Raw genomic sequence first — 25,088 nt, 5'->3', positions numbered from 1 at the left:
GAATTTTGGGTAATAAATGATTTTTGTGCCATTTCATGTCTTTACGTTTAATAGTGTAAATATCATTATTTTCTTCTCATCGGGAATGTTTCAACGTAGTCATGAAAATTAGTATGTAATACGAAAAATTAAAATGTAAATAAATCATATATATACGCGAAAAGTTAGTTCATATAAATATCCAAATAGTGATATAGAGTATTCTCTTGACGAGTATATAAGATTATATGGATTACAATTTAGCTCGTATTATTTGTCGATTCTCATAGTTTGTGGAGTATCCAGAAACTAAGTTCCTTCTCTCAATAAGAACTATTCGTAGAATTAGCGTTAAGTATTCAAATGGTACACACACTATCGCATATTGTGGAGTACACTCCAAAAAGTTTAAATTAACTTTTGGGAATATACTCCACAATGAATGTTGAAGAGTTGAAAAGAATAGTTTCTGATCAACAAGAGACAGCAAATGAAAAGCTTAACGATAAAAGGATAATTGATAGAGATGTCCCAGACTTATTACATTACCTTATTATACCAAACGCTTTAGCAATACTAGGAGTCAGGAGATCTGGCAAATCAACTTTAGCAATCAGGTTAATGAGAGGTAAGAAGTTTACTTATGTTAACTTTGACGATGAAGCTCTAAGAGGAATTACAGCTAATGATTTAAGGCATTTAGAAGAGGCAATTTATCAACTTTACGGCGAGGTTGATTATTTAGTTTTTGATGAAATACATAATGTTGAAGGATGGGAATTATTTATTTCGAGGTTAAGGGATACTAAGAGGGTAATTATTACGGGCAGTAACTCTAAAATGCTGAGTGGGGAGTTAGCAACTTATTTAACTGGAAGGCATAGTGATTATATCCTTTTCCCTTTTTCCTTCAAGGAATACTTAGGATTTAAGGGAATAAAAGTTGAGGAGGAATCTTTCTATTCAACTAGAAAAGTGGCTGAGTTAAAGAGGGAGTTAGAAAATTACTTGATTACTGGAGGATTTCCAGAAGCATTAATCTTAGGTAGATCTCAGCTTAACGTCATATACAATGATATTCTCTTTAAAGATATAATCTCTAGGCTAAAGATTAGGGAGATAGAGAAATTCAGGGAATTTTGCAGGTCAATAATATCACTTTACTCTAATGAAGTCTCTTTGAATTCCTTAGCTAAAACTTTACGGGTTGATAATAAGACTATTGAGAACTGGTTTTTTGGGTTACAAAATGCTTACTTAATCTTTCCAATTTCAAGGTATGGGGAAAAGGTAAAGCAAAGGTTAACTTATAATAAGAAAGTATACATTATTGACCCCGGACTAATCTCATCAATAGCGGTTAAAAGTAGAGATAAAGGAAGGTTGATGGAAAACGTTGTAGCTTTGCATTTGTTAAGACAAAAACAAATGGGGGAAATTTACTTCATAAGAAATGATTATGAGGTGGATTTTTACGATGAGGAGAATTCAAGATTAATTCAAGTCACTTATGCTATGGATAAGATCGAGGAAAGAGAAATAAAAGGTTTAATAAGAGAAAAGAATAGAGCTAAGGAGCTTATTATAGTGAGCTGGGACTTAGAATATACTGAAAAGGTTGAGAATAGAGAGATAAAAGTAATTCCTTTGTATAAGTTTTTGTTAAAGTGAAGAATAATGAAGGAGATTGTAGTCATATAGGTATATGATTTAGTGCTAATGGATTTTTACCCTAGCTTTTAAGAGTGTATCTGTAATACCGTTACGAGGCTACAAATTCTTGGGAGTGTGATTTCCTCATAGCCTTACAGCAGAAATATTGTGAAATTTTAGAGTAGTTTGTCTTATACCTTCGTGGTGGCATTATAAATACATTCAACTCTTGATACCAACAAAAAATAAGCTACTGTATGATATGTTTTTTAATTTATATAGTTTATAAAAGATGTAATTAAAAATAATAATTTCTATTTTATTGTTTTTAAATATTTATATGTTACTATTGTACTTATTCTTCCCGGATTTTCCCATTATTTCCCTTTCCCCTCACTTTCGATTCAGCTAGGACGTTAACCTAAATTAATTATCTCTATAGAGAAGTCGTCAAAATCCCAAGCAAACCCGGGAATTGAATAAAATACATTACAAAAAGGGAAAAATACAAAAAGTAAGGAAGAGAAAAACTTATAAGAAGAAAGGGAAAAAATCAGAAGAGGGTTAAAAACCCTCAGTTAATCCTCTATGGAATTGAAAGATGATTGAAGGATCTCTAGTAGTTCTTCTACAAGCTATAAGCGTTAATCCTCCATGGAATTTAAAGTGATTAATATCATAATTAACAAACGAATTCCATGATAATGTTTATCTACTATTGAATTAGTGTGTGTACCATTTGAATGCTTAACGCTAATTCTACGAACAGTTTTGATTAAGAGAAGAGATCTTAATTTTCAGATACCCCACAAACTACTGTTGAATTAAATTATTATAACGATTAGCAAAACGCAATGCTTATTCTCATTTCGTCTCTAAAAAATCTTTTTCAAGCTAATGAAAAATTACGATCCTTTATTTTCACATTAGGCAAAAATTTAAGGAGGTGTTTTCAAAATTTTAGCTATGATACTGATTGTAACCCTAGGCTTCGAGGAGAAGTTTCAAGTTAGGGCTGTTATGAGAAACAACTCTAACTTAGAGAAAGTTATTATTATAGGTTATTTTAATGAGGAGAAATCTCAAAAGGCTTTGAAGTCATTTTCAGATTTTCTTAAGATAGCTAACATAAACCAAGAAATTCTAGAGGTAGATCCTCATGACTTTTTTGAGGTTATTAGTAAGTTAAGTAAGGTTATATTATCTAATCAAGGAAATGAATTTGTAGTTAATTTAAGTGGAGGTATGAGGTCGTTAACTCTGGCAGTATTTTCTACTTTCCTAATCCTCAATATTGATGCTAAAGTGGAAATAGAAACTGAGGATTTTAAAACGTTAATCACCTTTAAGATCTCAGATATTCTCTTCCCCAAATCGATAGGAGATGATCACATCATGATCTTAAATGCTATCAAGAAGGGGTATAAAACCGTTAACTCTATTCACAAGGTTTTGAATATGCCAGTATCTACTGTGTGGAGGAGGGTTAGGGAGTTAAGGGAGTTGGGTTTATTGGACAAAAATAATGAGATTACGACTAAGGGAGAAATAGCTCTGAAGATCTACTTATCTTGATTTTTCAGGTAAACGAAAAACTTTTTCATACCAATAAAATTTATATACTACATGTTCAATATCATATATCATCGTTCTGTGCTTTTGTATTATTAGCAAATTCCATTTTAAGTTATCCATCAAAAATGATTAGCGAACTACAAAAATCTCTTATCTTTTTCTACTTACTAGAATTAGTATCACAAAAGCTGTTACTATAGTGGCTATGCCAATTGCATATAATAAAGGAATAGATGATAATAATGATGAGGAGACACTACTGATATACTGAACACTTTTTTGTTGAGTTGTCAGAGTGGAGGTGTTTTCAATACTACTAGTTGTAACGGAACTACTGCTAGTATTATTACTATTGTTAGTTGTAGCTGACTTAGTTTCACTTGTAGTTGTAACGTTCTTCTCTATTTGTTTTTGTATCGTAATTTTAATAACAATTTGACTTCCATTTATCATTATGCTCCCTTTCTCTTCAGTTGTATTATATCCATGTGGCAATTTAATTATATAGGAGTAATTTCCATAAGGCTCATTGAAAACTATTACGCTATTATTAGACGTTAAGGTTACGTTGGTTGCTTTTCCCTCAAACGTCTTACCAATTAAGGTAATAGACCATGTGGTGTTGCCCGCTAAACCATTCTCAATGAACTTTATGGGATAAAGTTTCGGAGTGAAGTTCACTGATTCGATAATAGAAAGACCGCTAACCTTTATAGTTCCAGAAACATTTACGTATTGCGAAGTTGATGAAACTAAGTAGGAATAATTACCATTTGGTAAAATGAGAGTGATCTCACTGTTACTTGAGTTAGCCATTTTCTCAATAAGGGAACCATTAAATGCTTCCCCCGATATTTTCACACTCCATGAGGTCCCATTAACTAAGCCGTTTTCGATAAATAAAACCCGATATAATGCCACCTTAAATATAACGTGTATTATTACGTTACTACCGTTGACTGTTAAATTCCCATAATAAAATGAAGGAATGTAACCTGATACGTTCCTCACAACGAATGTGTAAATACCGTAAGGTTCACTGAAAGTTATGTTAGGAGTATCCGAACTTCTCGTTAAACCATTAAGCGTAACTGACCAAGTGGTTCCTTGAAGTAGACCAGTTTCACTGAAAGTTATATTATACTTTATTGCAATGAACATTATTTGTTTAATTAAATTAGTGCCATTGACCGTTATGGTTCCCATTACTGGAGAGGGAATAAATCCCTTAATCGTCGATACACTATAGTTATATGTTCCTATGGGAATCTCGCTGAAGGTAATTACATTTGAGGTTGAGGTCTTCGTTATCCCATTAAAAGTCACAGACCATTTTACACCTAACGGTAAACTGTTCTCTTCAAACGTTACATTACTATATAGTCTCTCATAATAGCCTTGAAATTCATTGTAGTATTGGTTCGTTGCATAAATTTGGATTGCTGTTGCATTATGTGGCACACTTAACGTATACGAACCGTTTACTATTGCCGGAATCATTTGTATGATTCTGTTACTATCACCTAAGAATACCACATAAGCTAAAGTAACGTTTGAAGAATTTAGGGTAATTTGATTAGTTGTAATTACCGGTTTTACTAACTCTGGACCATATGTAGATAAGCGAAGTGAGGATGGACTAAAACCATTAATGGGTTCAACATAATTATTATAAAATACTCGATAGCTAGGTAGAGGAAGTGCAACGAGAGGATAATAATTAAAGCCGAACAATAATGTATCATTATTCAATGAACTATTTTGCAGATTACTTTCTATTCCCCATCCGGGTAAGTCCATTGCATAGGACGCAGTTGCATTACCATTCCAAAAATTCTCGCCTATTGCATCTACTTGGGTATAATTTTCTTTCACCCATGTTCCATTTATTTTAAATTCCATCATTACTGGTACTATACCAGGGACACTTAGGTTATCAATCCCAGCGTTTGCAGTAATTGTTTCAAGTCCAATAGCAGCACCGTAGTTTGCATACTGTGTGGTTGTATTTATAAATCCCGTTAAATTTCCTTCAACTATTGGTGTACCATTTACCATGAACTCCCAAGTAGTACCAGATATGTCAACCATGGTAAAGTTATAATAATCGCCAGGTATCAACGGATAATTATGGTCAGTTCCACCTACAGTACCCACAGATTTTATATTCGAAAATATTCCCCAGCCAGCATAAGAGACATTCAGATAGCCCCACCAGTTGTTAAAACCGATCTGAGCCCACCAAAATTCATTAGATCCAAAATACCCTTCTCCTATCCATATTGCAAAACTTGTTGGTTGGGTATATTTAGGAGCTTTTAAAATAAATGACATGCCCGTATTTAATGGTGTAATCGGTGGGGAAATATCTATGGCAAATTGAGGTGGATACATTATATAACGAGCAGTCTCATTATTTATCGGTGCTGAATACAGGTTAAAGGCGATTAACGCTATTGTATTTCCTAGATTAGTAGCAGTTATAGTAAGTGGTTTACCATTTCCTTTAAAGTTAACATAATTGTAACTGTTACCGGGAACTGTTGCCATGTTTGAAAAATAGTTAAAGTATTTTCCACTAATTATTCCAGAATAAAGTACCGTATCCCCTTCAGTTATGATAATCCTTAATGTTCCATTATACACCCCAAAGCTTAAACCATAATAACAATTCACCCCTAAATATCCAGTAGTTAACGTCTTAGTCTCACCCACTAAAACTGGGGTATAAGGATTGTAATCTATGGAAAACGGATATCCCCCAAAATACGGTGAATTAGCTACAGCCGACAACTTACTTGTCCCATTAGAGTAGTAAAACTCCTCTCTCTGAAGGCTAAAAAGACGTTCGTTCATTTGTAATAAAAACTTAGTCTCATTAGAATTATTAAATGAATTATTATAACTACCGTTGTTAGTAGCTATTACAGACTGATTTAGAGGAGTTGTCATGGAAACTCCAGTGACTAAAGATATATTTGGTAATATACATAAGATAAATATTTCTAGCAAAATTATTTTAATCCAAATTCTTATTTTCCCTTTCATTAACTATAAGTATAGCATCTTATACATAATAAATATTTCTAGTGTATCAAGTAGCTGAATTTCACAGTACCCATGAAAACTATGCAATCTTAGGGAAGGGAATGTTACATAGAAGTCATGAAAACTTAATTTACTTTAGCAGTTTACGAAAACCCCTTAATGACCTTTTTCGTTAAAAGATAATAAAGAATTCTCTTTATAGAATTGGACTTAATTTTAAATATATACGTTTTATAATCATTTAAAAAAAGGAAGGAAGGATTAACCTTATTCGAATCTTAAATTAAACAGTGTCACTAAAGCATTAATTTTCATTAACTACTATTATCTTATCAAAGAACACTTCCTAAAGCGCTGTCATTATCATAGGTTAGAATTTTAAAGTTCAGCTATAGAGAAATATTTAAATATTAGATATAAGTAGATAATCTAGAAACTTATGATAAGACTTTTTATGATATTTCTCTTGCTACTAAATTTCTTAATGCCAACGATAATTTCTACCCATAGTATTTTAATTTCATCTGTACCTAGGGAAAATAAATTACTGGCAGGAAAGATTGTGCCTCAAGGTATAAATACAAACCCATATTTTTCTGAACCAGCTCCAATGGGTATTTCAGATATAGGAGTAAGTCCTAATGGTCCATTTATAAGGGAATCGACGCAATTTTTAGGGGTTATTGACTTATACAGTCTTTCAGCTGAAAGTTCATTTAATACTCCATGTGCTGAATTTCAATTAAATCTAGTTTTAAACTACAACTATAATGGTCAAACTTACGCTTTATGGACTCAGGATGTAGCCCATTTTAACACTGTAACACATCAAATATTCTTTTTAGACAATATATGGAATTTCACGGCTTATAAGGCAAGTGTAACTGGAGTTGTTGGCAATGGTCAAATTAGTTATAGTAATAGTAGTGGAATGTCCTATTATTACTACTGCGCTTCCACTCCAGGTAATGGGGTTTCCTTAACCTTACCCACAACTATCTATTTGCTTATTAATGTCACTGAAAATTCCGCTGGTCAGCCAGTAATTATGTTTTGGTATAACGATGGATATGGATGGATAAACTACGATAGAGTCACTGTTACAAATGTTTATAATGCCTCTAATGTCTCCTTTCTAGTTGATGGCTATCAATATACTGGTTCTGGGAATTATTATGATGCTGAGTTAGTTTTAACTGGTCCAGGTGGAGGTAGTTGTGCTTATTTATACAGTTCTACTTTATTATATTTATCTTTAGAATATTGGAATGGGCACAATTTTCAGGGAGTAAGAAATGCGTACAATTATGGTTTTGACACAGCTGAGAAGGTAAATAATGCTAACGTCATGTCATATTATTCTCTTTCAAACGGTGAATATGTAGCTGGAATCACTGCTGGAGTAGGGTTTCTGGAGATGTTATGGCAACAGGATACAATCTCTACTTTAAAGATTAATACGGGAGTTAATAGTGGTTATGCGATAGTTTTTAACGCGTCAGTACCTTTATCTGAGGTAGAAAATGATATATCACTTTTTAAAGTTCCATTCTCTAATGGAGGAGAAGTTTGCTTAACATTGTATCCAATGGAATATGGAATTATTGTATTTAATTCGAATGGTCAAATGATTGGTGAAGCAAGCGTTGTTACCACTCAAGGAGAGGCAGTATCTACAAACGTTAGTCCCTTTAGCATTTCAGTTGTAAATTATAACATTCTTTATCATGAGGTTATAGTCACCTTACAGATTAACGGTTTTGGTTATGTTACCCTTTACACTAATTCCACATATCCTTATACTTTTCAAACAAATCCCATTTATGTCAATGGTAAAGCTGAAGATACTCTGACAATATATGACTTACCTTATGGAGTAGAGGATATTTCAATTTATGGTTATCTGTTCAATGGATTCTATTCAAAAGTAAACTTGAGTCTCATAATTCAACCTCAGACAGTTCCTATTACCTTCTCATATTCCTTTATTGGAAATCAACCTCCAACATTACCTACAATAACTTTTAACTTTCCCAATGGTACGACTGAAACTGTTACTCTTCAAAATGGACAAACCATAAGTTTACCCTCTGGCACTAATTACACAATTCAAAATGTGATAAATGATGGTAATATTAGATGGGCTACACAAAACACCACTTCTGGAGTAGTTACATCTAAGGGCTCCCTTTATATTGTTTATTACGAGCAAGATGAGGTCACTTTTTACTATAACTTAATAGGAAATGGAACTTTCACAATACCTACAATTAATTATGAGTACTTCAACGAAATGAGAAGTGTTTCACCTCCAGCTACTGTATGGGTAAACTACGATTCTGCTTACACCTATACCAAAATTTTAAATGGAGTTGAACCAGATACGAGAGCCATAGCATTAAATTACACTGGTATAATAACCGCTCCAGAAGTTATTACGGTAAATTATCAAGTTCAATATTTCATTAACGTGAACTCTCCTATTCCTTTATATGCGTTAATTAATGGAGAAAACGAATCTTTTAGTTCAAACTGGTTTAATCAAGGTGACGTGGTTCAAATAGAGAATTTATCCTATTATATTTCTTCCATGGAAAGAGAAATTATAACCTCATTGTCACCATCATTTACTTTCACTGTTGAAGAGCCCATGAACGTTAATGTAAAAGTTGTAAATCAGTATTACGTAACAGTTAACTCTACAATACCAATATATGCGTTGATCAACGGACAAAATGTGAGTCTCAATAGCGGTTGGTACAATTACGGGATAAGTGTCAACATAGAAAACATAACATATTACGTTACTCCTCTAGAAAGAGACATAATCATCTCAATCTCTCCAAAGTCTTTCATTGTAAATAACCACATAAACGTAGATGTAAAAGTTGTAAATCAGTACTACATTAAGGTTTTATCAAAAGTTTCAGTAAAAGGGGAAATAAATGGATCAGAGAGATACCTAAACTCCTCCTGGATAAACTCTGGATCTTATATAAAAATCTTGAATTATACATATTACGTTAATAATCAAACTAGATGTATTATAACTAAGATTACACCATCAAATTCATTTACCTTAAACACTCCCATAACAATAAACATAACTACTCAGAGACAATATCTTGTTGTTATAAATGGAGAGTCAATTTGGGTTAATAATGGCTCTGTAATAACCTTAAGTGCCAACGTACCATTTTATTTGATGGGTAAATATGTTGGAACTTATAACGTTTCATCGGGTATTTCAATTACGGTGGATCAGCCCATACAAGAGAGGTTTGTTGAAGTTCCTAATTACCTTATTATTGGATTAATAGGAGCTATAATAACAATCTCAGTTATTGTCTCAGTTATAATCCTTAGGAAGAGGAAATAATTAACGTTACATTGCATTCTGAATCCCACTGTCCTTTACCTTTACACTTCTAACCTATATATTATTGACAAGCAATCGTCATGAGATCTATAGAGAAATTGCTCAGAGTATAAGAATTGACCCTGCTAGTTAGTATCATAAGCTTTTTAGACCATCATTATAGTTTGTGGGGTATCTGAAAATTAAGGTTGTTCTCCTGATCAGAACTGTCAGTAGAATTAGCGTTAAGTATTCAAATGCCTGTAATTTCTCTTCGTTTAAGAACTTTTTACGGATTTATTGACGCTAAGATAGATGAGAAAAAAGTCTCACTGGGGTTTGGGTCTCATTGAATTTCATATATTTTGTATTCAACTCTCAACCCTTGGATTTCACCGAAGTCGCATATGCTCATCCTTCTCCATCCCATTAGGGGGATAACCCCACTCACCCTTTTTAGGTGAGGAAACCCCCACATCTTGTAACTATCCTTACCCCATTCGGGAATTTCCCATCCACATCTGAGGTAAGGTTACTATGTTTTAGACTGTGTGCAATTATATAAATTTTACGCTAAGACAGAAACAGTCTTCCACGGCTTATTTACTTTTTCTTCGGTATCTCAAAGATATCCTCAGCTATCATCTTGATTCCCAGTTCATTAGCCCTATCAACGGCATCTTTTTTAGCTGTAATCGCTAGGAATAACTTAACTGGTTGTTTAGTTAATCCTAAAACTTCTCTGATAACTTTACATCTGATATCAAACCATTCAACATCCTTATCCTCTGCACTATACTTAACCTCAATCATATACACCTTATCTTCTTTAGCTAATATGTCAATCTCGTATTTCCTACCTTTAAAACCATAAATACCCTTATCATCCTTAAATGAAAACTTATTAACACAGTTATAATCAAGACCCTCCTTTTCCAAAAACTCCCTTAAGAAATCAGTGATTAAACTCTCATAAAGAGAACTCCACCTACTACCAATAGAACCAAGAACTTTATCCATACGCTCGATCTTAGAAATGAAACTATCTTGCCTCTTTATAAGCTGATTAACAGACTGAGTTACTTCACCCACTAATCTTTGTAAAACCTCTTGATTCTTTGCTAGCTGATCAATACGTTGTCCTAATTCATTAACAGTCTGCGTTAGTTGATCTACTCGTTGAGTTAATTGATTTACGTTTTAGTGTGTGTAGTATCTGAATTATCTCTTTGCGAAGTATAAATTTGTTTCACTAAATTTACTCTAGACTAAACTCATTAAATAACACGCTACGCCACGCGAACCGCGTGAACCTCACCCACCAAGAAATCAGCCATCTCCCTCATAACGTGATAAACCCAAAACTTCAAAAGAGCAGCCTTACCTTGAAGAACACCCCTAGCGCGAATCCCATCACCAAACATCCTCTTCACAGCAGATATCACAACCTCAACCCTCCACCTCTTACCATAACCCCTTTTCCTACTCCAATCACGTGGCGACTCCCTATACTCTAAAATAGTATCACGCCTCCTCGGACTAGCCCTATCCACATTAGCCGACCTCTTAGGCGGAATCACAACCTCAGGAACTAGATCATAAATAGCATTAGAATCATAAGCCTTATCCCCATAAAACTTCGTAACCCTCCCACCCCCTTCACTTACCTCCTTAATTACCTTAACTGCCGACTTAACTTCAGAGTTCTCAACCTCAGCCTTCAAAACCTTCATGGAATTAGCATCAACGTGAACTACTATTTTGAGGAACTTTCCCTTTCCTCCCTTTTTCCACTTTGCCCTTATGTACCTACCTCCTTGTTCAACGCTTATTCCCGTGCCGTCGCTTATTAGTTCTACTTCATCCTTGACTTTGTTGAAGTCTAGTTGCATGTTTTTTAGTCTTAGGTGGATTGTCTTGTAGTCTAGGTATACTGGTATTATTCCCATTTTGTATAGTGCTCTCAGAATTCCCTCTATTTCTCTGTATGTGAAGAATACGTAGAGGAAGGCTAGGAATTGGTTGAACATGAGTGGTGCTTTGTAGGGTCTTGTTTTTGCCTTCTTGTTATCCTCCTCTAGAAGTTCGTACCAATGTTCAAACACGTAGTAGGGGAATATCATCTCGTATCTAGTTATGAGGTTCTCGTCGTACTTTGACCAATCTCTAGTGTATCTCCTTTCCTCAGAGGACATGATTATCATTGGTATTATGCCATTTTAACCTTAACTCTAGAGAAACTCCACAAACTATTTACGTTTTGTGCTAATTCATTTATAGTTTTTATTACATTTAATCCCAATATGTTCTCAATTTGTCTTCTGAACTCTTCATCTTCATTGAGGAGTTTCAAGATCTCTTCTTTTAGTGCCATCATTTAACATTACTCAATCCTATTAAATAAGCTTTTACACGGGACGGAAAGTACTTTGTTGGGTATTTGTAAAACTATCTGGTTTGGAACGTTAATGTTAATATGAAGAGAACGTTATTTCCTCCTAGTAATCTTGAAAAAATTTACAAAATATAAATTTAATGTAAATTTTCATTTAAGTCCAAGTCATTAAGTAATTTACTTATCATTTTCCTTTGAGCGTTTCTCAAGTGATATATGAATGTGGATTCCTTAATACCTAGAATCTGAGCTAGTTCCTTTGCTCTAACTTTCTTCGGATAGTCAAAATAACCTGCTTTAGCTGCCGTAATTAAACACTTTAACTCCAGTTCGGTTAAGTTAATTTCTCTAATACTAGGATCGTAATCCGTTACCTTAACTCTCTCTACTACAGCTAAATTTTTAAGGTCATCGATTATCTTAGGTATCTTGTATTCATAGGTTAAAAAGCTCCAAAATTCCCTCTTGTTAGTTTTAACAGTATCCAAAATTATCGCACCATATTTATTCAGAACTGATAATATTGAATTGTTGTAACTCTGTAAAATGTCAACTACGAAATTATCACCATATCTGTGTACATTCACTATATCCTTAATCTTACCCTCATCTTTCAAATTCATCAAAACTTTCATTGACTTTGCATTAACCACTACTAGGGATCTCACAGCGTTATCATCTGGTTGATAGGATCTTCCAAGACTTCTGACTACGTAATCATCAACGTAACTGGTCCAGCATCCGTTGTGCAAAAGTCTAACATTAACGAGTTTGTATGGATACTTAGAATAATGCATAATGATAAATTTGCTCGTAATCTAATAAGCTTATATGATACAAGAAGTTATTATAAAAATGAAGAAGTTTAAATACTTAAGATTATGGGAGGGTTTGAAAAATGAGCAGGTTAATTAAAGAGAAAATAAATGGAGCTAAAAAGTTGAGGGAACTCATGGAGAATAAGGATTTAATTTTAGCTCCAGGCGCATATGATGCTCTAACTGCCAGGTTAATTGAGTCAACGGGATTTGACGTAGTGTACATGACTGGATTTGGAACTGCTGCAAGTATGTTAGGGTATCCAGATGTGGGATTGATAACGATGGCGGAAATGGTGGATAATGCGAGAAGAATAGTGGATGCGGTTAATATACCAGTTATAGCTGATGCAGATACGGGTTATGGCAACCCAATTAATGTGATAAGAACTGTACAGGCTTATGAAAGCGTAGGAGTTGCTGGAATACACATTGAGGATCAAGTTTTTCCTAAGAAATGTGGGCATATAACTGGAAAGCAAGTTATTCCATTAGAGGAAATGGTAGAGAAGATAGCTGCAGCTAAAGACGCTAAATTATCAAAGGATTTCGTAATAATAGCGAGAACTGATGCGATAGCAGTTGAAGGGTTAGAGGTTGCATTGGAGAGAGCGAAAGAGTATTATAAAGCTGGAGCTGATGTAATTTTCGTTGAGGCTCCCGAAAGTATTGAGCAAATTGAGGTGATAGCGAGAGAGCTTAAAGGTATTCCATTATTATTTAACTGGGCTGAAGGAGGAAAAACTCCACCAGTGAGTTTAGATGTATTAAGGAAATTAGGTTACAAGATTGTTATTTTCCCTATAAGCGCTCTACTTTCAGCCACAAAAGCAGTAAAAGAGGTATTGGAAACAATTAAGAAAGACGGAACACCTATTAATGTAATGAACAAGCTGTATCCATTTAAGGACTTCTTAAACTTCATTGGATTACCAGAGGTTCAAGAACTCGAAAAGAAATACGTAACTAAGGAGAGAAAAAAGATTTGAGTTACCTAAGATTGTAATTTTTTATGTCGTCTATGCTTTGTGGGGCTTTTCAAGATCTACGTTACTCTTTCACATTCTCTTTATAGTAAAAAGAACGTCTTAGACCAGATAATTTATAAACATCCCACAAAGCATATTATATCTCGATTTTCGGGACTTTAGTTGAGCACTTAAAAAATTTAGATGTAAAATTCAAAAGGGACCTAGAAATAAAACTTTTGTTGTTCATTTATTATCATAAATGCATGGAGTTCTTACTTTAATTGTACTAATTTATGATCTTATGATATGCTTTAGTTTCATATTTAAAGTTAACTACGAATTTATTTTAGTATACGAAATATTTGTCAAATGAGTAAAGACGAGACAGAAATTCTCTCTTAGCATCATCATTTTTGAAAGGATTAGGCTTTGCTTCAAGTATTACTTTGCCATCTGATGAAATTATCCCTATTGGAGTTTGACTAAATATTTGGAATAGCTCTTTTATCATCGGGCTCTTTAGGAAGTAACACATAGACTTTATCGCAAATTCCTCCTTCAAATCTTTTTGAGCCGTCGAAAATAGTTTCCATAAAAGCGTGAAATCTATATACTTTACATACTAATACCTAATACAATACTTAAGACAAAAAGAAGTACGCAAAAAATAGCAATCTCTACAAAACACTGGAAGACTACGTGAAAAACAAGGATACATAAAACCACAAAAACTACCATCTGAGAAAATGAGATTCAGACGTGAAAAGGCATAAGAATTAAATAAGAAGAAGATATTACTAACACCCTACTCTCCCTCATTAAAAATCAAGAGAAACAAAAACAAGAAAAGGTGAAGAAACACATTGAGAAACTTGAGAATAAAAACATTCGAACCAGAAGAGAAACAATACATACACCTCACTTACACAATAAAAAACAATGAGAGGGAGAAAAGCAAAAAACTAATCCACGCATACGTGAACTTACTAAACAAGGGAATAAAATACCTATTCAGAAGAATAGAGACAAGAGAAGAGGAGAAAAAGAATAATAATAATAAAAAGAAGAAAATAATGAAAGTAACCCTACCAAAAAAGAAAGAAGTATACAAGGAGATAAGAGACTACCTAATGAAAGAAAACAAACAAGACCTAGCAAAACACTACATCGACCAAGCAATCCACGACATCTACTCAATCCTAGAATCATGGAGAAGAAGAGTTGAAAAAGGAAAAGCAGAATTCAAACCACCACTCGTAAAGAAAGGCTACGTTAGGATAAAAACAACGCTTAGAAAAGTCATTGGCAAGAGCGTTAGAATAACAGTTAAACCTCACGAGTACATAACGTATTCATGGGATAAAACTTGGTTTTCTAAAAGAGTTGAGGGAATGGAGCTAACAGAACCAATAATCAAGGAGGATAAGGTTTACCTAGTTTTCAGAAAAGAATTGCCCACAACAACACCCCTTGAAGTTGTCTCCTTTGACTCAAACTTATACTCCCTAGATGGTTACGATGGAGAGAAGTTTGTAACGATCTCTCTGAAACAACTTTACTCTCTCAAATACGCAATGCAGATGAAGAGGGGTAAAGTACAATCAATTGCTTCTAAGAAGTTAAAGAGAGGTAAAATGCTTTTGGCAAAGTATTCCCATCGTGAGAGGAATAGGGTTAATGATCTTGTTCACAAGTTGGCTAATTTTATCCTAGGTCTTTACAACAACCACGTTCTAGTTTTTGAAAAGTTGAATAAGCAAGGTATGTTTGATGACGCTAGCAATTCTCTTTCGCGGAAGCTTTCAAGGAGCGTTTGGAGGAAGTTGGTTAGTGTGTTAAAATACAAGGCTTCATTTTACGGTTGTAAAGTGGTAGAGGTGAACCCACGCTTTACATCTAGGTCTTGCCCTAGATGTGGATGGGTTAATTCCCGAATGGTTGGCAAGACCTTTAGGTGTGGGAAATGTGGGTTCACTTTGGATAGGCAATTTAACGCTTCGTTAAATATCTTCAAGAAGTACTTGAGGAAATTTAACTTTAAGATGTGGGGGTTTCCTCACCGTAAGGTGAGTGGGGTTATCCCCCTAATGGGACGGAGAGGGATGAGCATACGCGACTTCGGTGAAGTCCAAGGGTCTAAAATTGAATACAAAATATATGAAATTCAATGAGACCCAAACCCCTTGATAGAGGAGATAGTGTGTAATTTCTCTCCATTAAACTCTCACGACTTTAAATTTTTATGTTGGTTTAGCATAAATGATTTCGTGGACGAGAAATTAAGGAGAATAGCTAAGGCTGAGGAAGAGGCTAGGGAGATTAGAAGGAAGTCTGCCAACTGGGACTTCATCAACTCATTACCACCTAAACTGAGAATAGCAATAGAATACTACATAGAAACGGGTGATATTTATAATGGAACTAAGTTAGCAGGGCTTGCTGTTGATGAGTTTAATGAGCTGAGAATTAAGGCTGGTATTATTGCAGTCGACTAACGCAATTGCAGATACTTCATTCCTAATAGATTGGGTGAGATATGATAAGAGAGACCTTATATTTAATTACTATAATTTAATTTTCATAACTGAAAACGTCTTAAACGAGATAAGAACGGAAACTCCTCTACTGTGGATTTCACGATGGATGATCGAAAATAGGATAAAGATCCTTCAAGAAAATACAGAGGTGAGAAATAAAGCATTAAGAGTGGTAGACTTTACTAGGTCATTACCAGTTAGAAGTGCTGACTACCCGGAGGGTTTTGATCTCATCGAATTTAATATATTTTGTATTCAATTCTCCTTCTATGATTTTTCACACAATGAGATAGTTAAGGTCAGAGGAGAGAGGGATAAGGTTTATGGAGATTCAATCTTGTCTTCTTCTTTAGACAAGCTATAGTGTGTGTATCATTTGGAAACTAGACGATAATTCTATGAATAGTCCTGATAGAGAGAATAGCCTTAATTTTCCAGAAAATCCACAAACTAGACAAGTTATGAAAAAATGGTTTGATTGTTAGAGGTGAAACATGAAAGTCTGAAACTCAAAGTTTATATGCTTTAATACTAGTTTTCATTTGTGAGAGTATTACATGGAACATGGGATGGGAAAGACTTTTATATATGGGTTGAAGATTCCGATGAAAAAGAGTTAGGCTCGGTTAAGAAGAAGATTATAGATAAGTTACGTCATGAACTCACTTTTAATCCTGAAGCATTAGCAGTTATTGATGTTCTTTTCCCGCAAAGGATGATAAGCCTGTCTTTTATCCCTATACTTCAGCCTCTAATGTATCTGTTTTTAAAGTTTCTGCATTTAAAATCACTATTAATGATATTCTTAATCTATTATTAGCGAAAACTAGAAATGTTGTAATGTCTAATTCGATGTTATTTTGGTTAAGCGTCACATTATTTGTTCTCACTCTAGTTGCAGAAAGAAGAGGATTTTACCCTGAAATAGTAGATAATAAGATAAATTGGGTAATTGATGAGAACTTATTAAATGAAATATTGAGAGTTGTACCTATAGATTCGATGCCTGCAGAGTATTGGATTAAGGAGGATATGAGAAAGGAGAACGTGAAGAAGTTCATAAGCTTCGTAATTGATTACATAGCGAGGAATTCTCTAAATGAGGAGGACTATAAGATTTTATTAAATCATTCAATATTGTCTAGATCTTCTAACTACACTCTTTATTTCTTAATAATACCGGCCTCAGAAGATTACTATAAGGTGACATTAGGACTTTACGATTTACGGAGAAAAGTCATGATACCTTATGAGATTTCCTATATGAGAGACGAATTTCATGAACTTCTTAAGGATTTAACAAAATATCTAGATTACGATAAACCGTTCTACGTAGAAAGGGATAAATTGGATAGAATTATGAAAATTCTGACTTCACTTTCTTATAAGAAGGGATATAAAGTATTAATAAAGAGTATTACTACTGTCAAACCTATCATAAAGGTAGAGAAATTGGACTTGTTGAACAAAGAGGAAATTGCTGACTTCGACTACAAGATAGCGTTAGGAGACGTTGAAATTTCTCCAGAGGAATTTGAGAAGCTGACTGAGGAAAATAGACCATATATAGAATTAAGCGGTAAAATTATTGAAGTTCCAGCAAAAGATATTGAGAGAGTAAGGAAAATCATTGAAAAGTTGAAAAAGAAGGAGATTAGTAAGGTTGATCTTTTAAGGGAATCACTATACGGTTACGTTGAGAGTGATCAGATAACTAGCTTAATAAAAAACATTGAAAGCCAGAAGTTCAAATTGTCTGAACCCCCTAAGTTAAATATAGAATTAAGGCCATATCAGTTGAGAGGCTTTTCATGGATGAAGTTCATGACTTCATTGGGATTTGGTGTATGCTTAGCAGATGATATGGGATTAGGAAAAACAATTCAAACTATAGCAACAATAGCTAAGACTAAGGAGGAAGAAGATGTTTTTCCCTCACTAGTAGTGTGCCCCACTTCAGTTTTGAAGAATTGGGAAGATGAAATAAGTAAATACGCTCCTACATTATCGTATGCGGTGATCCATGGTAAAGGTAAAGTGAGGATAAGCAGTAGCGATAAAGAGGAAGATGTGCTTTCATTTTTGATTGACAACTACGGTAGAAAAGACGTTTACATTACGACGTATAATACTTTACTTTTAAGGAGTTATTTAACTAAAGTGAACTGGAAATTCGTAGTATTGGATGAGGCTCAAAACATCAAGAATCCAGAAACTAAGAGAAGCAGGTTAATAAGGCAATTAAAGGGTAAATACAGAATCGCGTTGACTGGAACTCCCATAGAGAACAGAGTAGACGACTTATGGTCAATATTTTCCTTCTTGAATTCTGGTTTACTAGGTACTCGTAATGAATTTAAGGAAAGGTTTTCCATACCCATCAAGAAAGGAGATAATGAGGTCAAGGAAGCCCTAAAGAAAATTATCTCACCATTTATATTGAGGAGAACAAAGAATGATAAAAATGTTATTTCAGATTTGCCAGAAAAAATTGAAATAAAGGAGTATTGTAATCTTACTGAGGAACAAGCTTCCCTGTATAAGGCTATAGTTGATGATTTCCTTTCTAAAATTGATCAATTTGAGGGAGTAAAGAGAAAGAGTTCAATACTGGCTGTTATAACTAGGTTGAAGGAAGTTGTAGATCATCCAGCGTTAATAAAAAACGACAACAATTTCTCCATGAAGAGGTCAGGAAAGTTGCAGAGGCTTATGGAAATAGTGGATGAGGCCATAAATGAAGGAGATAAGATAGCCATTTTCACGCAATTCATTGAAATGGGGAACATACTGAAAAATATGCTGGAAAAGAGATTTAACATTGAAGTTCCATTCTTCCACGGATCTTTAGATAAGAAGGAAAGAGATGATATTCTATCAGCATTTAACTCAGATGAGAATAAGAAGATTATTATCTTATCGTTGAGGGCTGGAGGATTTGGTATTAATCTGACCTCAGCCAACAGGGTAATCCACTATGACAGATGGTGGAATCCAGCGGTGGAAAATCAAGCAACAGATAGAACTTATAGGATAGGGCAAACGAGAAATGTGATAGTTCACAAATTGGTTACGATTGGTACAATAGAGGAGAAGATAGATGAAATAATAAGTGCTAAAAGTAAAATATATAATGAATTAATACAAACTGGAGAGGAAGTTCTAACTAATTTGTCAACTGATGAATTGAGAAAGATATTGGAGTTGAGGTGAAAGTATGCCCTCTCTTTCACATAAGCCTTGGTTTATTAGGAGTTGGATAAGTATGATCTCATCGGATATGGATACACATAGAAGAAAAAGGGGGTTTGAGTACTTCAAAGAGGGAAGAGTTAAGTCAATTAGTATAAAGGAAGGGAAAATAATCGCTAAAGTTCAAGGTAATATGTTATATGAAGTAAGGATAGAGGCACCTCTCTTCACCAAAGAGGAGAATAAAATCGTTTCTGAGGAGTTAAATAAAATAATAGAAAAGAATTCCTTACCCGTAGATTTAGAGATAAAATTAAACAATAAAGGACTGTCACTATTGCCGAAGCATCTAATATTTTCCTGCAGTTGCCCAGACTATGCAAGACCTTGCAAACACATATTGGCAGTACAACTGGCATCTGCAGAGCTTTTTGAAAAGGACGTACGTAACTACTTAACTTTTAGAGGACTTAGTGAAAATAAGTCTTTTGAAATTAAGGATCTGATTGGAGATCCCAATGAGATTACATGGAATTTAGAAAGTTTGATGTCAATACTTTATAATGATTATGAACCAATAGAGAGTGGAGAACTAAAGCAAATCTATAAGAAGATGAGTAAGATAAGCAAAGAATTATTAAGAAAGGTTATAGAGGGCATAATATAATTTTCATGAAATACTCGGATTTTTATAAAATTACATTCTCTTCTATTCATCAATCGTTCGAAAAGTATACGTTAAATTTTGAAATAATATAGAGAATATCATTTCAAATTTCATGAGAGCGTCAGAGCGTAGTTATTTTGAATTTTTTGATCGTGACAGAAATTAGATTAAACCAAATCTAGTGTATGTATCCTTTGAATACCTACCGCTTATTTACGAATAGTTCTTATTAAGAGAAGGAACTTAGTTTCTGGATGCTCCACAAACTAAAATCAAATCAGATAGATCATCATTATTATTATTGATATCTACTGGAATAATTTAAAAAATTCTAGAATAAACTGATCGTTAAAAAGAAAAGTTTGAATTTCGTACACAATTAGATGCAAAATTTTTAAGATTATTAAAAAATCTCTTCATTTAAGACTATTCAAGTTTCTTTCCCCTAGTTTCTGGCATCAGTAATGTAATGAATATTGTAATAACACAATATATTACTCCAACTAAGAATATTCCCATAAACACTATATTTATCCCAGAAGCATTAGCTATTAGCGCTGGTGATACTAAACCTACTATTAGACCTCCTATAAGTCCTCCAATCTCTCCAGCTAATCCAGCACCAGAATATCTAAACCTTGTCTCGAATAGCTCTGGTAACCATGAAGCAACTAGTCCAGTTCCCATAACGTCAACTAGTATTATAATAGCACTTCCCGCTATGATGGCGATGGGATTTAAACTTGCCATTGCCAACACATATGGATAGTACAGTGCAAGCACTAAACCTAAACTTATTAGAATAGCATATTTCCTTCCTATTTTATCCCCTAAGATACCCCCTATTACACAACCCACGGCTGCTAATATGTTAGCTAATCCTATTGCAAATGCTGGAAAGGCAGCTGGTGGTAGTCCAAGAGTTCCAGTTAATTTAGCTTGAGAAAGATATAGTATAGCTATAGGTCCTCCTACTAACACATTAACCACTAATGCATATGCGTATATTTCCGCTGCGCCTAATGTTATCAGTGCTCTTTTTCCTCTAAATACTTCCGCAGCTGGTATTCTAGCTATTTGTTTCTCAGCTTGAACCTTCTTGAATAGTGGGCTATCTAGCATTCTAAATCTTATTATAGCACCTATTATGGCTATGACTGCGCCAGCCAGATAGGGAATTCTCCACCCAAAGGTTAGAAATGAGCTACCAGTATATGCAGCGCTTAGTGCAAATGCTACACCTCCTGCACCTACACCTAGTGGGATTGCTAAATCTAATAGTCCTCCATAAAATGCTCTTTTATGAGAATGCCCTTTAAATTCAGCGTATTCTAATACCCAACTTGTAGCTCCTCCCCATTCTCCTCCCAGTGAAATTCCTAACATAAATCTGAAAAGAATTAATAGAGCAACTGCAAGTATTCCTATTTGGGCATAAGTTGGCAATAAACCAGTGCCGAGCACTGCAATGAATGTTATGATTAACGCTAATCCTAAAGTTGATGTTCTACCCATTTTGTCCCCTATATGCCCAAAAACGAATGCACCTATGGGTCTCGCTAGATATGAGACTGTAAATGTTAAAAATGATAGTATTAAAGCGAATGATTTAGAGCTAGTTAAAGGTCCAAAAAATATTATAGGCCAGACAACAGCTGCTGCCGTACTTGACACGTAAAATTCATAAAAGTCCACAAAGGTACCTGCGCCTGCTGCTGTTAGTATTTTTCCTACGCTTATTTTCCCGTACTTGTCATATGGAGTAGGTTCCATTAAGGTGTTAACTTCGTTCAGTAAATATAAGTCTGCCTCTAACATATTTGATGAATTAGATTAAAATTAAATGTAGATGTTTTCTTCAAGTTACACCCTATTACTTGTCAAAATATTATGGGTATACGAAAAAGGAGAGTTGGAAAAACCGAATGCATTAAGCAGTAATAATATCATAGAATAAAAAGTATTTAACAATAAAATGTGAATCACATTTTACATCATACCTTAATAATGTATAGCATTTGAATACTTAATGCTAATTTTACGAATAGTTGCGATTGATAGAAGAATCTCAATTTTTAGATACCTAATAAACAACTTGTCTTAATTATAATATATATTGTATATAAACTTATGATCTGCCTTTTTTATATTTCTGTAGGTGGGTTTAGTTCTCTCCTAATTTAATTTATATTTTAGTATTATTAGATATTAGTTTTTGGAAATCCTTACTAAGTAAAGCTCTTGGATTAGGTGTTCAGTTATGATTATAAAGTATGGAGTGGAATGCTATGATCTTAGGAAATGAACTTCAACTTGAGGTTTTAATGAGAGTAGTAGTTAACTGAAATTAACGCTTCACTGAAATAATGTATGTACCATTTGAATACTTAACGCTTATTTACGAATAGTTTTAACCAAGAGAATAACCTTAATTTTCAGATACCCCACAAACTAAGAGAAACGCTTTAGTATCATATTTTTCCAAAAGTGTATCTTGAATTTGATGATTGTAACTTAACATTCCTCAATAAACTTTTCCCAAAACTCGCATCTTATCTACAATTAAAAGCTTAAAAATTCTGATGTTTATTATATAATACGTGGGATTTGTTGAGAGATAAGTTAATTGAAATTACATTCGCAATAGAACATGAAAATTGTTGGACTAGTTATGTTGGTAACTACATGGTTAGGACTGTAAACTTTTCAGTTGACTCTGAAAAAAACTATATAAGATCGATTATTATTTTTGATAGGACTTATAAAAATTTGATTAGTAGGATAAAGAAGAGTAATAGTTTTCTAGGATATTCAACACTTAAATTAGATCAAAATGGAAGAATTTTGTTTGATTTCAGGAAAAAATTCAAAAATAGCGTACTGGATGCACTATATACGCACAATGGAATTGTAATAAATGGTTTTAAATATAATGGGAAGGAGTTTTGGAGAGCATTAGTGTATGAATCTTATATAAATGAGCTTGTAGAAGACTTAAAATCCAAAGGTACTGTACATTTAATCAAGAATGCGGAATTTAACGTAGAAGAGGAGGATTTAACTCCACAAGAACTTAAAATTATACTAACCGCTTACAAGACTGGATACTTCGATTTTCCTAGAAGGATAAAGTCTGATAATGTTTCTAAGCTTGTTGATATAAGTAAATCCACGTTCACGTATCACTTACGATCTGCAGAGCACAAGATAATTAAGAGATATTTGAAAGAAATAGAATTTTATAATTTATTGAAAAAATTAGAAGAAAATGAAGGCGCTTAACTATCTCACCATCTCGATATTACCACTTTCTTATCTGTGAAGAATTCCACACTATCGATTTGACCATGCAACACTCCAAAGAATGACTCTTTTCTCCCACCAAATGGGAAGAATGCCATAGGTGCAGCAATACCAATATTTATACCAATGTTTCCTGCATTGACTTCCCTCCTAAACTTCCTTGCATAATAACCAGAAGTTGTGAATATTGATGCCGCATTACCATACTCACTCCTATTTATCATATCAATTGCCTCATCAATATCTCTAACGTGAATAATTGACGCTACTGGTCCGAAGATCTCTTCTCTAGCAATAGTCATTTCTGGAGTCACCTCATCGAATATTGTTGGACCTAAGAAGTAACCATTAGGGTAATCAGGTACCTTAACGTTCCTACCATCCAATAGAAGTTTTGCTCCTTCTTCTATACCCTTATCTATATAACTCATGATCCTCTTCTTAGCGTCCTTAGTTACCACTGGTCCCATATCGACATTCTCATCCAGTCCATAGCCAATTCTCAATTGCTTAGATGCCTCAACAAACTTCCTCTTAATCTCATCGTAAACATTACCTACAGCAACTAAATTCGCCGCAGCTAAACATCTTTGCCCAGCATTACCGAAGAAGGCTGAAACAATTGATGGTATGGCTTTATTTAAATCAGCATCTGGCATTACCACTATGAAGTTCTTAGCTCCAGCTTGCACAATTGCTTTTTTGCCATATTTACCAGCATTTTCATAAATGTATTTGCCAACCCTGGTTGAACCTACGAATGTTACTCCTTGAATTAGTTTATTGGAAAGTAATTCATCTACAACGTCCTTAGCTCCATGAACTACATTAATCACGCCCTTTGGCAATTTTATCTCTTCAAATATTTTGGTAATGAAGTCCATTGGTACTGGCGTGATCTCAGATGGTTTTACTACAACTGTATCTCCTAAGACTATAGCATAAGGAATGAACCAGAATGGTACCATTGTGGGGAAGTTAAATGGAGTAATTATTCCGAAAACCCCTAATGGTTCTCTGACTGTGCTTTCATCGACATCCTGCGAAACTTGATCTAGATGTTCTCCTTTTGCTAACGTATAGACTATCGCTATCGCCGTTTCAACGTTTTCTATAGTTCGTCTCATATCGCCTCTAGCTTCTTGAATAGTCTTACCGTGGTTCTGAGTTACTATCCTCGCAATAGTTTCTGAGTACTCCTCCAATTTGTTTTTTAATTCAAATAAATATTGAATTCTTTGAGTTACAGGGACCTCTCTCCATTTTTCGAATGCCTCTTGCGCTGACTGTATTGCTTGTCTAACCTCATCTTTAGTAGAAAAGGGTACTTCGGCAATTACTTCATCTTTAGCTGGATTGTAAGCCTTACCCCAAGTTTCAGTTTTGGAATTAACATACTCTCCATTAATATATAACTTAAGTCTACCATAATTGCTTTGAACCTCTTCCAACATACTTTTTCATCATAATTGGACTCTTATCGATGATTTAAATATCTCATTATAACATGTTTGAGACACTCCACAACTCGCATAATAGTGTATTCGTAAATTATTAAAAGGGAATCAAGAAGGAACTTAAATCCTGCTTTA

19 protein-coding genes are annotated in these 25,088 nt (G+C 34.1%); 11 read left to right on the top strand and 8 right to left on the bottom strand.

Annotation, left to right across the window (positions count from 1 at the left end):
* Positions 1-417: 417 nt before the first annotated feature.
* Together V6M85_RS02910 and csa3 are read left to right on the top strand one after the other, a co-directional pair.
* The gene (locus tag V6M85_RS02910) at positions 418-1,650 is read left to right on the top strand and encodes an ATP-binding protein (RefSeq protein WP_338602782.1); all 1,233 of its coding nucleotides are present in this window, start codon (positions 418-420) and stop codon (positions 1,648-1,650) included.
* Between the two features lie 948 nt (positions 1,651-2,598).
* The gene (gene csa3 / locus V6M85_RS02905; RefSeq protein ID WP_338602780.1) at positions 2,599-3,207 is read left to right on the top strand and encodes a CRISPR-associated CARF protein Csa3; all 609 of its coding nucleotides are present in this window, start codon (positions 2,599-2,601) and stop codon (positions 3,205-3,207) included.
* Positions 3,208-3,357: 150 nt separating this feature from the next.
* Here csa3 and V6M85_RS02900 read toward each other — a convergent pair whose 3' ends face one another.
* Positions 3,358-6,255: a hypothetical protein gene (locus tag V6M85_RS02900; protein ID WP_338602778.1), complete on the bottom strand. Its 2,898-nt coding sequence runs from the start codon at positions 6,253-6,255 to the stop codon at positions 3,358-3,360.
* A 484-nt stretch (positions 6,256-6,739) separates the two neighbouring features.
* On the opposite strand from V6M85_RS02900, the gene V6M85_RS02895 reads away from it, so the two are divergent.
* Positions 6,740-9,634 carry a thermopsin gene (locus tag V6M85_RS02895; RefSeq protein WP_338602776.1) on the top strand — a complete coding sequence of 965 codons (2,895 nt, stop codon included), beginning with the start codon at positions 6,740-6,742 and terminating at the stop codon, positions 9,632-9,634.
* Between the two features lie 582 nt (positions 9,635-10,216).
* Here V6M85_RS02895 and V6M85_RS02890 read toward each other — a convergent pair.
* The 4 genes from V6M85_RS02890 to V6M85_RS02875 form a co-directional block, all read right to left on the bottom strand.
* Positions 10,217-10,705 carry a DUF3782 domain-containing protein gene (locus V6M85_RS02890; protein ID WP_338602774.1) on the bottom strand — a complete coding sequence of 163 codons (489 nt, stop codon included), beginning with the start codon at positions 10,703-10,705 and terminating at the stop codon, positions 10,217-10,219.
* Positions 10,706-10,902: 197 nt separating this feature from the next.
* Positions 10,903-11,808: a transposase gene (locus V6M85_RS02885; protein WP_338598132.1), complete on the bottom strand. Its 906-nt coding sequence runs from the start codon at positions 11,806-11,808 to the stop codon at positions 10,903-10,905.
* Positions 11,809-11,822: 14 nt separating this feature from the next.
* On the bottom strand, positions 11,823-11,987 hold the full coding sequence (locus tag V6M85_RS02880) for a hypothetical protein (RefSeq protein ID WP_338602772.1): 165 nt from the start codon (positions 11,985-11,987) through the stop codon (positions 11,823-11,825).
* A 158-nt stretch (positions 11,988-12,145) separates the two neighbouring features.
* Complete coding sequence (locus V6M85_RS02875; protein WP_338602770.1) at positions 12,146-12,805, bottom strand: helix-turn-helix domain-containing protein; 660 nt, start codon at positions 12,803-12,805, stop codon at positions 12,146-12,148.
* 101 nt (positions 12,806-12,906) lie between these two features.
* Between V6M85_RS02875 and V6M85_RS02870 the strand changes: the two genes are divergently transcribed.
* Positions 12,907-13,815 (top strand): oxaloacetate decarboxylase, encoded by a 909-nt coding sequence (locus tag V6M85_RS02870; protein WP_338602768.1) that lies wholly within the window; start codon positions 12,907-12,909, stop codon positions 13,813-13,815.
* Positions 13,816-14,143: 328 nt separating this feature from the next.
* Here V6M85_RS02870 and V6M85_RS02865 read toward each other — a convergent pair whose 3' ends face one another.
* Positions 14,144-14,332 (bottom strand): hypothetical protein, encoded by a 189-nt coding sequence (locus tag V6M85_RS02865; RefSeq protein ID WP_338602766.1) that lies wholly within the window; start codon positions 14,330-14,332, stop codon positions 14,144-14,146.
* Between the two features lie 328 nt (positions 14,333-14,660).
* Between V6M85_RS02865 and V6M85_RS02860 the strand changes: the two genes are divergently transcribed.
* The 6 genes from V6M85_RS02860 to V6M85_RS02835 all read left to right on the top strand — a co-directional run bounded on the left by V6M85_RS02860 (position 14,661) and on the right by V6M85_RS02835 (position 20,193).
* The gene (locus V6M85_RS02860; RefSeq protein WP_338602764.1) at positions 14,661-15,968 is read left to right on the top strand and encodes a transposase; all 1,308 of its coding nucleotides are present in this window, start codon (positions 14,661-14,663) and stop codon (positions 15,966-15,968) included.
* Between the two features lie 96 nt (positions 15,969-16,064).
* Complete coding sequence (locus tag V6M85_RS02855) at positions 16,065-16,292, top strand: hypothetical protein (RefSeq protein WP_338602761.1); 228 nt, start codon at positions 16,065-16,067, stop codon at positions 16,290-16,292.
* Complete coding sequence (locus V6M85_RS02850) at positions 16,279-16,698, top strand: hypothetical protein (RefSeq protein ID WP_338602758.1); 420 nt, start codon at positions 16,279-16,281, stop codon at positions 16,696-16,698. The genes V6M85_RS02855 and V6M85_RS02850 overlap by 14 nt, the downstream gene beginning before the upstream one ends.
* Positions 16,699-16,878: 180 nt before the next feature.
* Positions 16,879-17,154, top strand: a complete 276-nt coding sequence (locus V6M85_RS02845; RefSeq protein WP_338602756.1) for a hypothetical protein — start codon at positions 16,879-16,881, stop codon at positions 17,152-17,154.
* Positions 17,155-17,174: 20 nt separating this feature from the next.
* On the top strand, positions 17,175-19,547 hold the full coding sequence (locus V6M85_RS02840; RefSeq protein ID WP_338602754.1) for a DEAD/DEAH box helicase: 2,373 nt from the start codon (positions 17,175-17,177) through the stop codon (positions 19,545-19,547).
* A gap of 4 nt (positions 19,548-19,551) precedes the next feature.
* Positions 19,552-20,193: an SWIM zinc finger family protein gene (locus tag V6M85_RS02835; protein ID WP_338602752.1), complete on the top strand. Its 642-nt coding sequence runs from the start codon at positions 19,552-19,554 to the stop codon at positions 20,191-20,193.
* 426 nt (positions 20,194-20,619) lie between these two features.
* On the opposite strand, the gene V6M85_RS02830 is transcribed toward V6M85_RS02835, so the two are convergent.
* Complete coding sequence (locus V6M85_RS02830; RefSeq protein ID WP_338602749.1) at positions 20,620-22,011, bottom strand: MFS transporter; 1,392 nt, start codon at positions 22,009-22,011, stop codon at positions 20,620-20,622.
* A 792-nt stretch (positions 22,012-22,803) separates the two neighbouring features.
* Here V6M85_RS02830 and V6M85_RS02825 point away from each other — a divergent pair.
* Positions 22,804-23,475, top strand: a complete 672-nt coding sequence (locus V6M85_RS02825) for a helix-turn-helix domain-containing protein (protein WP_338602746.1) — start codon at positions 22,804-22,806, stop codon at positions 23,473-23,475.
* Between the two features lie 5 nt (positions 23,476-23,480).
* On the opposite strand, the gene V6M85_RS02820 is transcribed toward V6M85_RS02825, so the two are convergent.
* Positions 23,481-24,950 carry a CoA-acylating methylmalonate-semialdehyde dehydrogenase gene (locus V6M85_RS02820; RefSeq protein WP_338602743.1) on the bottom strand — a complete coding sequence of 490 codons (1,470 nt, stop codon included), beginning with the start codon at positions 24,948-24,950 and terminating at the stop codon, positions 23,481-23,483.
* Positions 24,951-25,088: the final 138 nt, after the last annotated feature.

Source organism: Sulfolobus tengchongensis (assembly GCF_036967215.1).
GTDB classification, from domain to species: domain Archaea; phylum Thermoproteota; class Thermoprotei_A; order Sulfolobales; family Sulfolobaceae; genus Saccharolobus; species Saccharolobus tengchongensis_A.
This window is presented reverse-complemented; position numbering and strand designations above follow the sequence as displayed.

What these genes read in the sequence shown, in the direction of transcription:
- V6M85_RS02910 (WP_338602782.1), top strand. Translation starts at nt 418, where the DNA reads ATGAATGTTGAAGAGTTGAAAAGAATAGTTTCTGATCAACAAGAGACA.
- csa3 (WP_338602780.1), top strand. Translation starts at nt 2,599, where the DNA reads ATGATACTGATTGTAACCCTAGGCTTCGAGGAGAAGTTTCAAGTTAGG.
- V6M85_RS02900 (WP_338602778.1), bottom strand. Translation starts at nt 6,255, where the DNA reads ATGAAAGGGAAAATAAGAATTTGGATTAAAATAATTTTGCTAGAAATA.
- V6M85_RS02895 (WP_338602776.1), top strand. Translation starts at nt 6,740, where the DNA reads ATGCCAACGATAATTTCTACCCATAGTATTTTAATTTCATCTGTACCT.
- V6M85_RS02885 (WP_338598132.1), bottom strand. Translation starts at nt 11,808, where the DNA reads ATGTCCTCTGAGGAAAGGAGATACACTAGAGATTGGTCAAAGTACGAC.
- V6M85_RS02880 (WP_338602772.1), bottom strand. Translation starts at nt 11,987, where the DNA reads ATGGCACTAAAAGAAGAGATCTTGAAACTCCTCAATGAAGATGAAGAG.
- V6M85_RS02875 (WP_338602770.1), bottom strand. Translation starts at nt 12,805, where the DNA reads ATGCATTATTCTAAGTATCCATACAAACTCGTTAATGTTAGACTTTTG.
- V6M85_RS02870 (WP_338602768.1), top strand. Translation starts at nt 12,907, where the DNA reads ATGAGCAGGTTAATTAAAGAGAAAATAAATGGAGCTAAAAAGTTGAGG.
- V6M85_RS02865 (WP_338602766.1), bottom strand. Translation starts at nt 14,332, where the DNA reads ATGTGTTACTTCCTAAAGAGCCCGATGATAAAAGAGCTATTCCAAATA.
- V6M85_RS02840 (WP_338602754.1), top strand. Translation starts at nt 17,175, where the DNA reads ATGTCTAATTCGATGTTATTTTGGTTAAGCGTCACATTATTTGTTCTC.
- V6M85_RS02835 (WP_338602752.1), top strand. Translation starts at nt 19,552, where the DNA reads ATGCCCTCTCTTTCACATAAGCCTTGGTTTATTAGGAGTTGGATAAGT.
- V6M85_RS02830 (WP_338602749.1), bottom strand. Translation starts at nt 22,011, where the DNA reads ATGTTAGAGGCAGACTTATATTTACTGAACGAAGTTAACACCTTAATG.
- V6M85_RS02820 (WP_338602743.1), bottom strand. Translation starts at nt 24,950, where the DNA reads ATGTTGGAAGAGGTTCAAAGCAATTATGGTAGACTTAAGTTATATATT.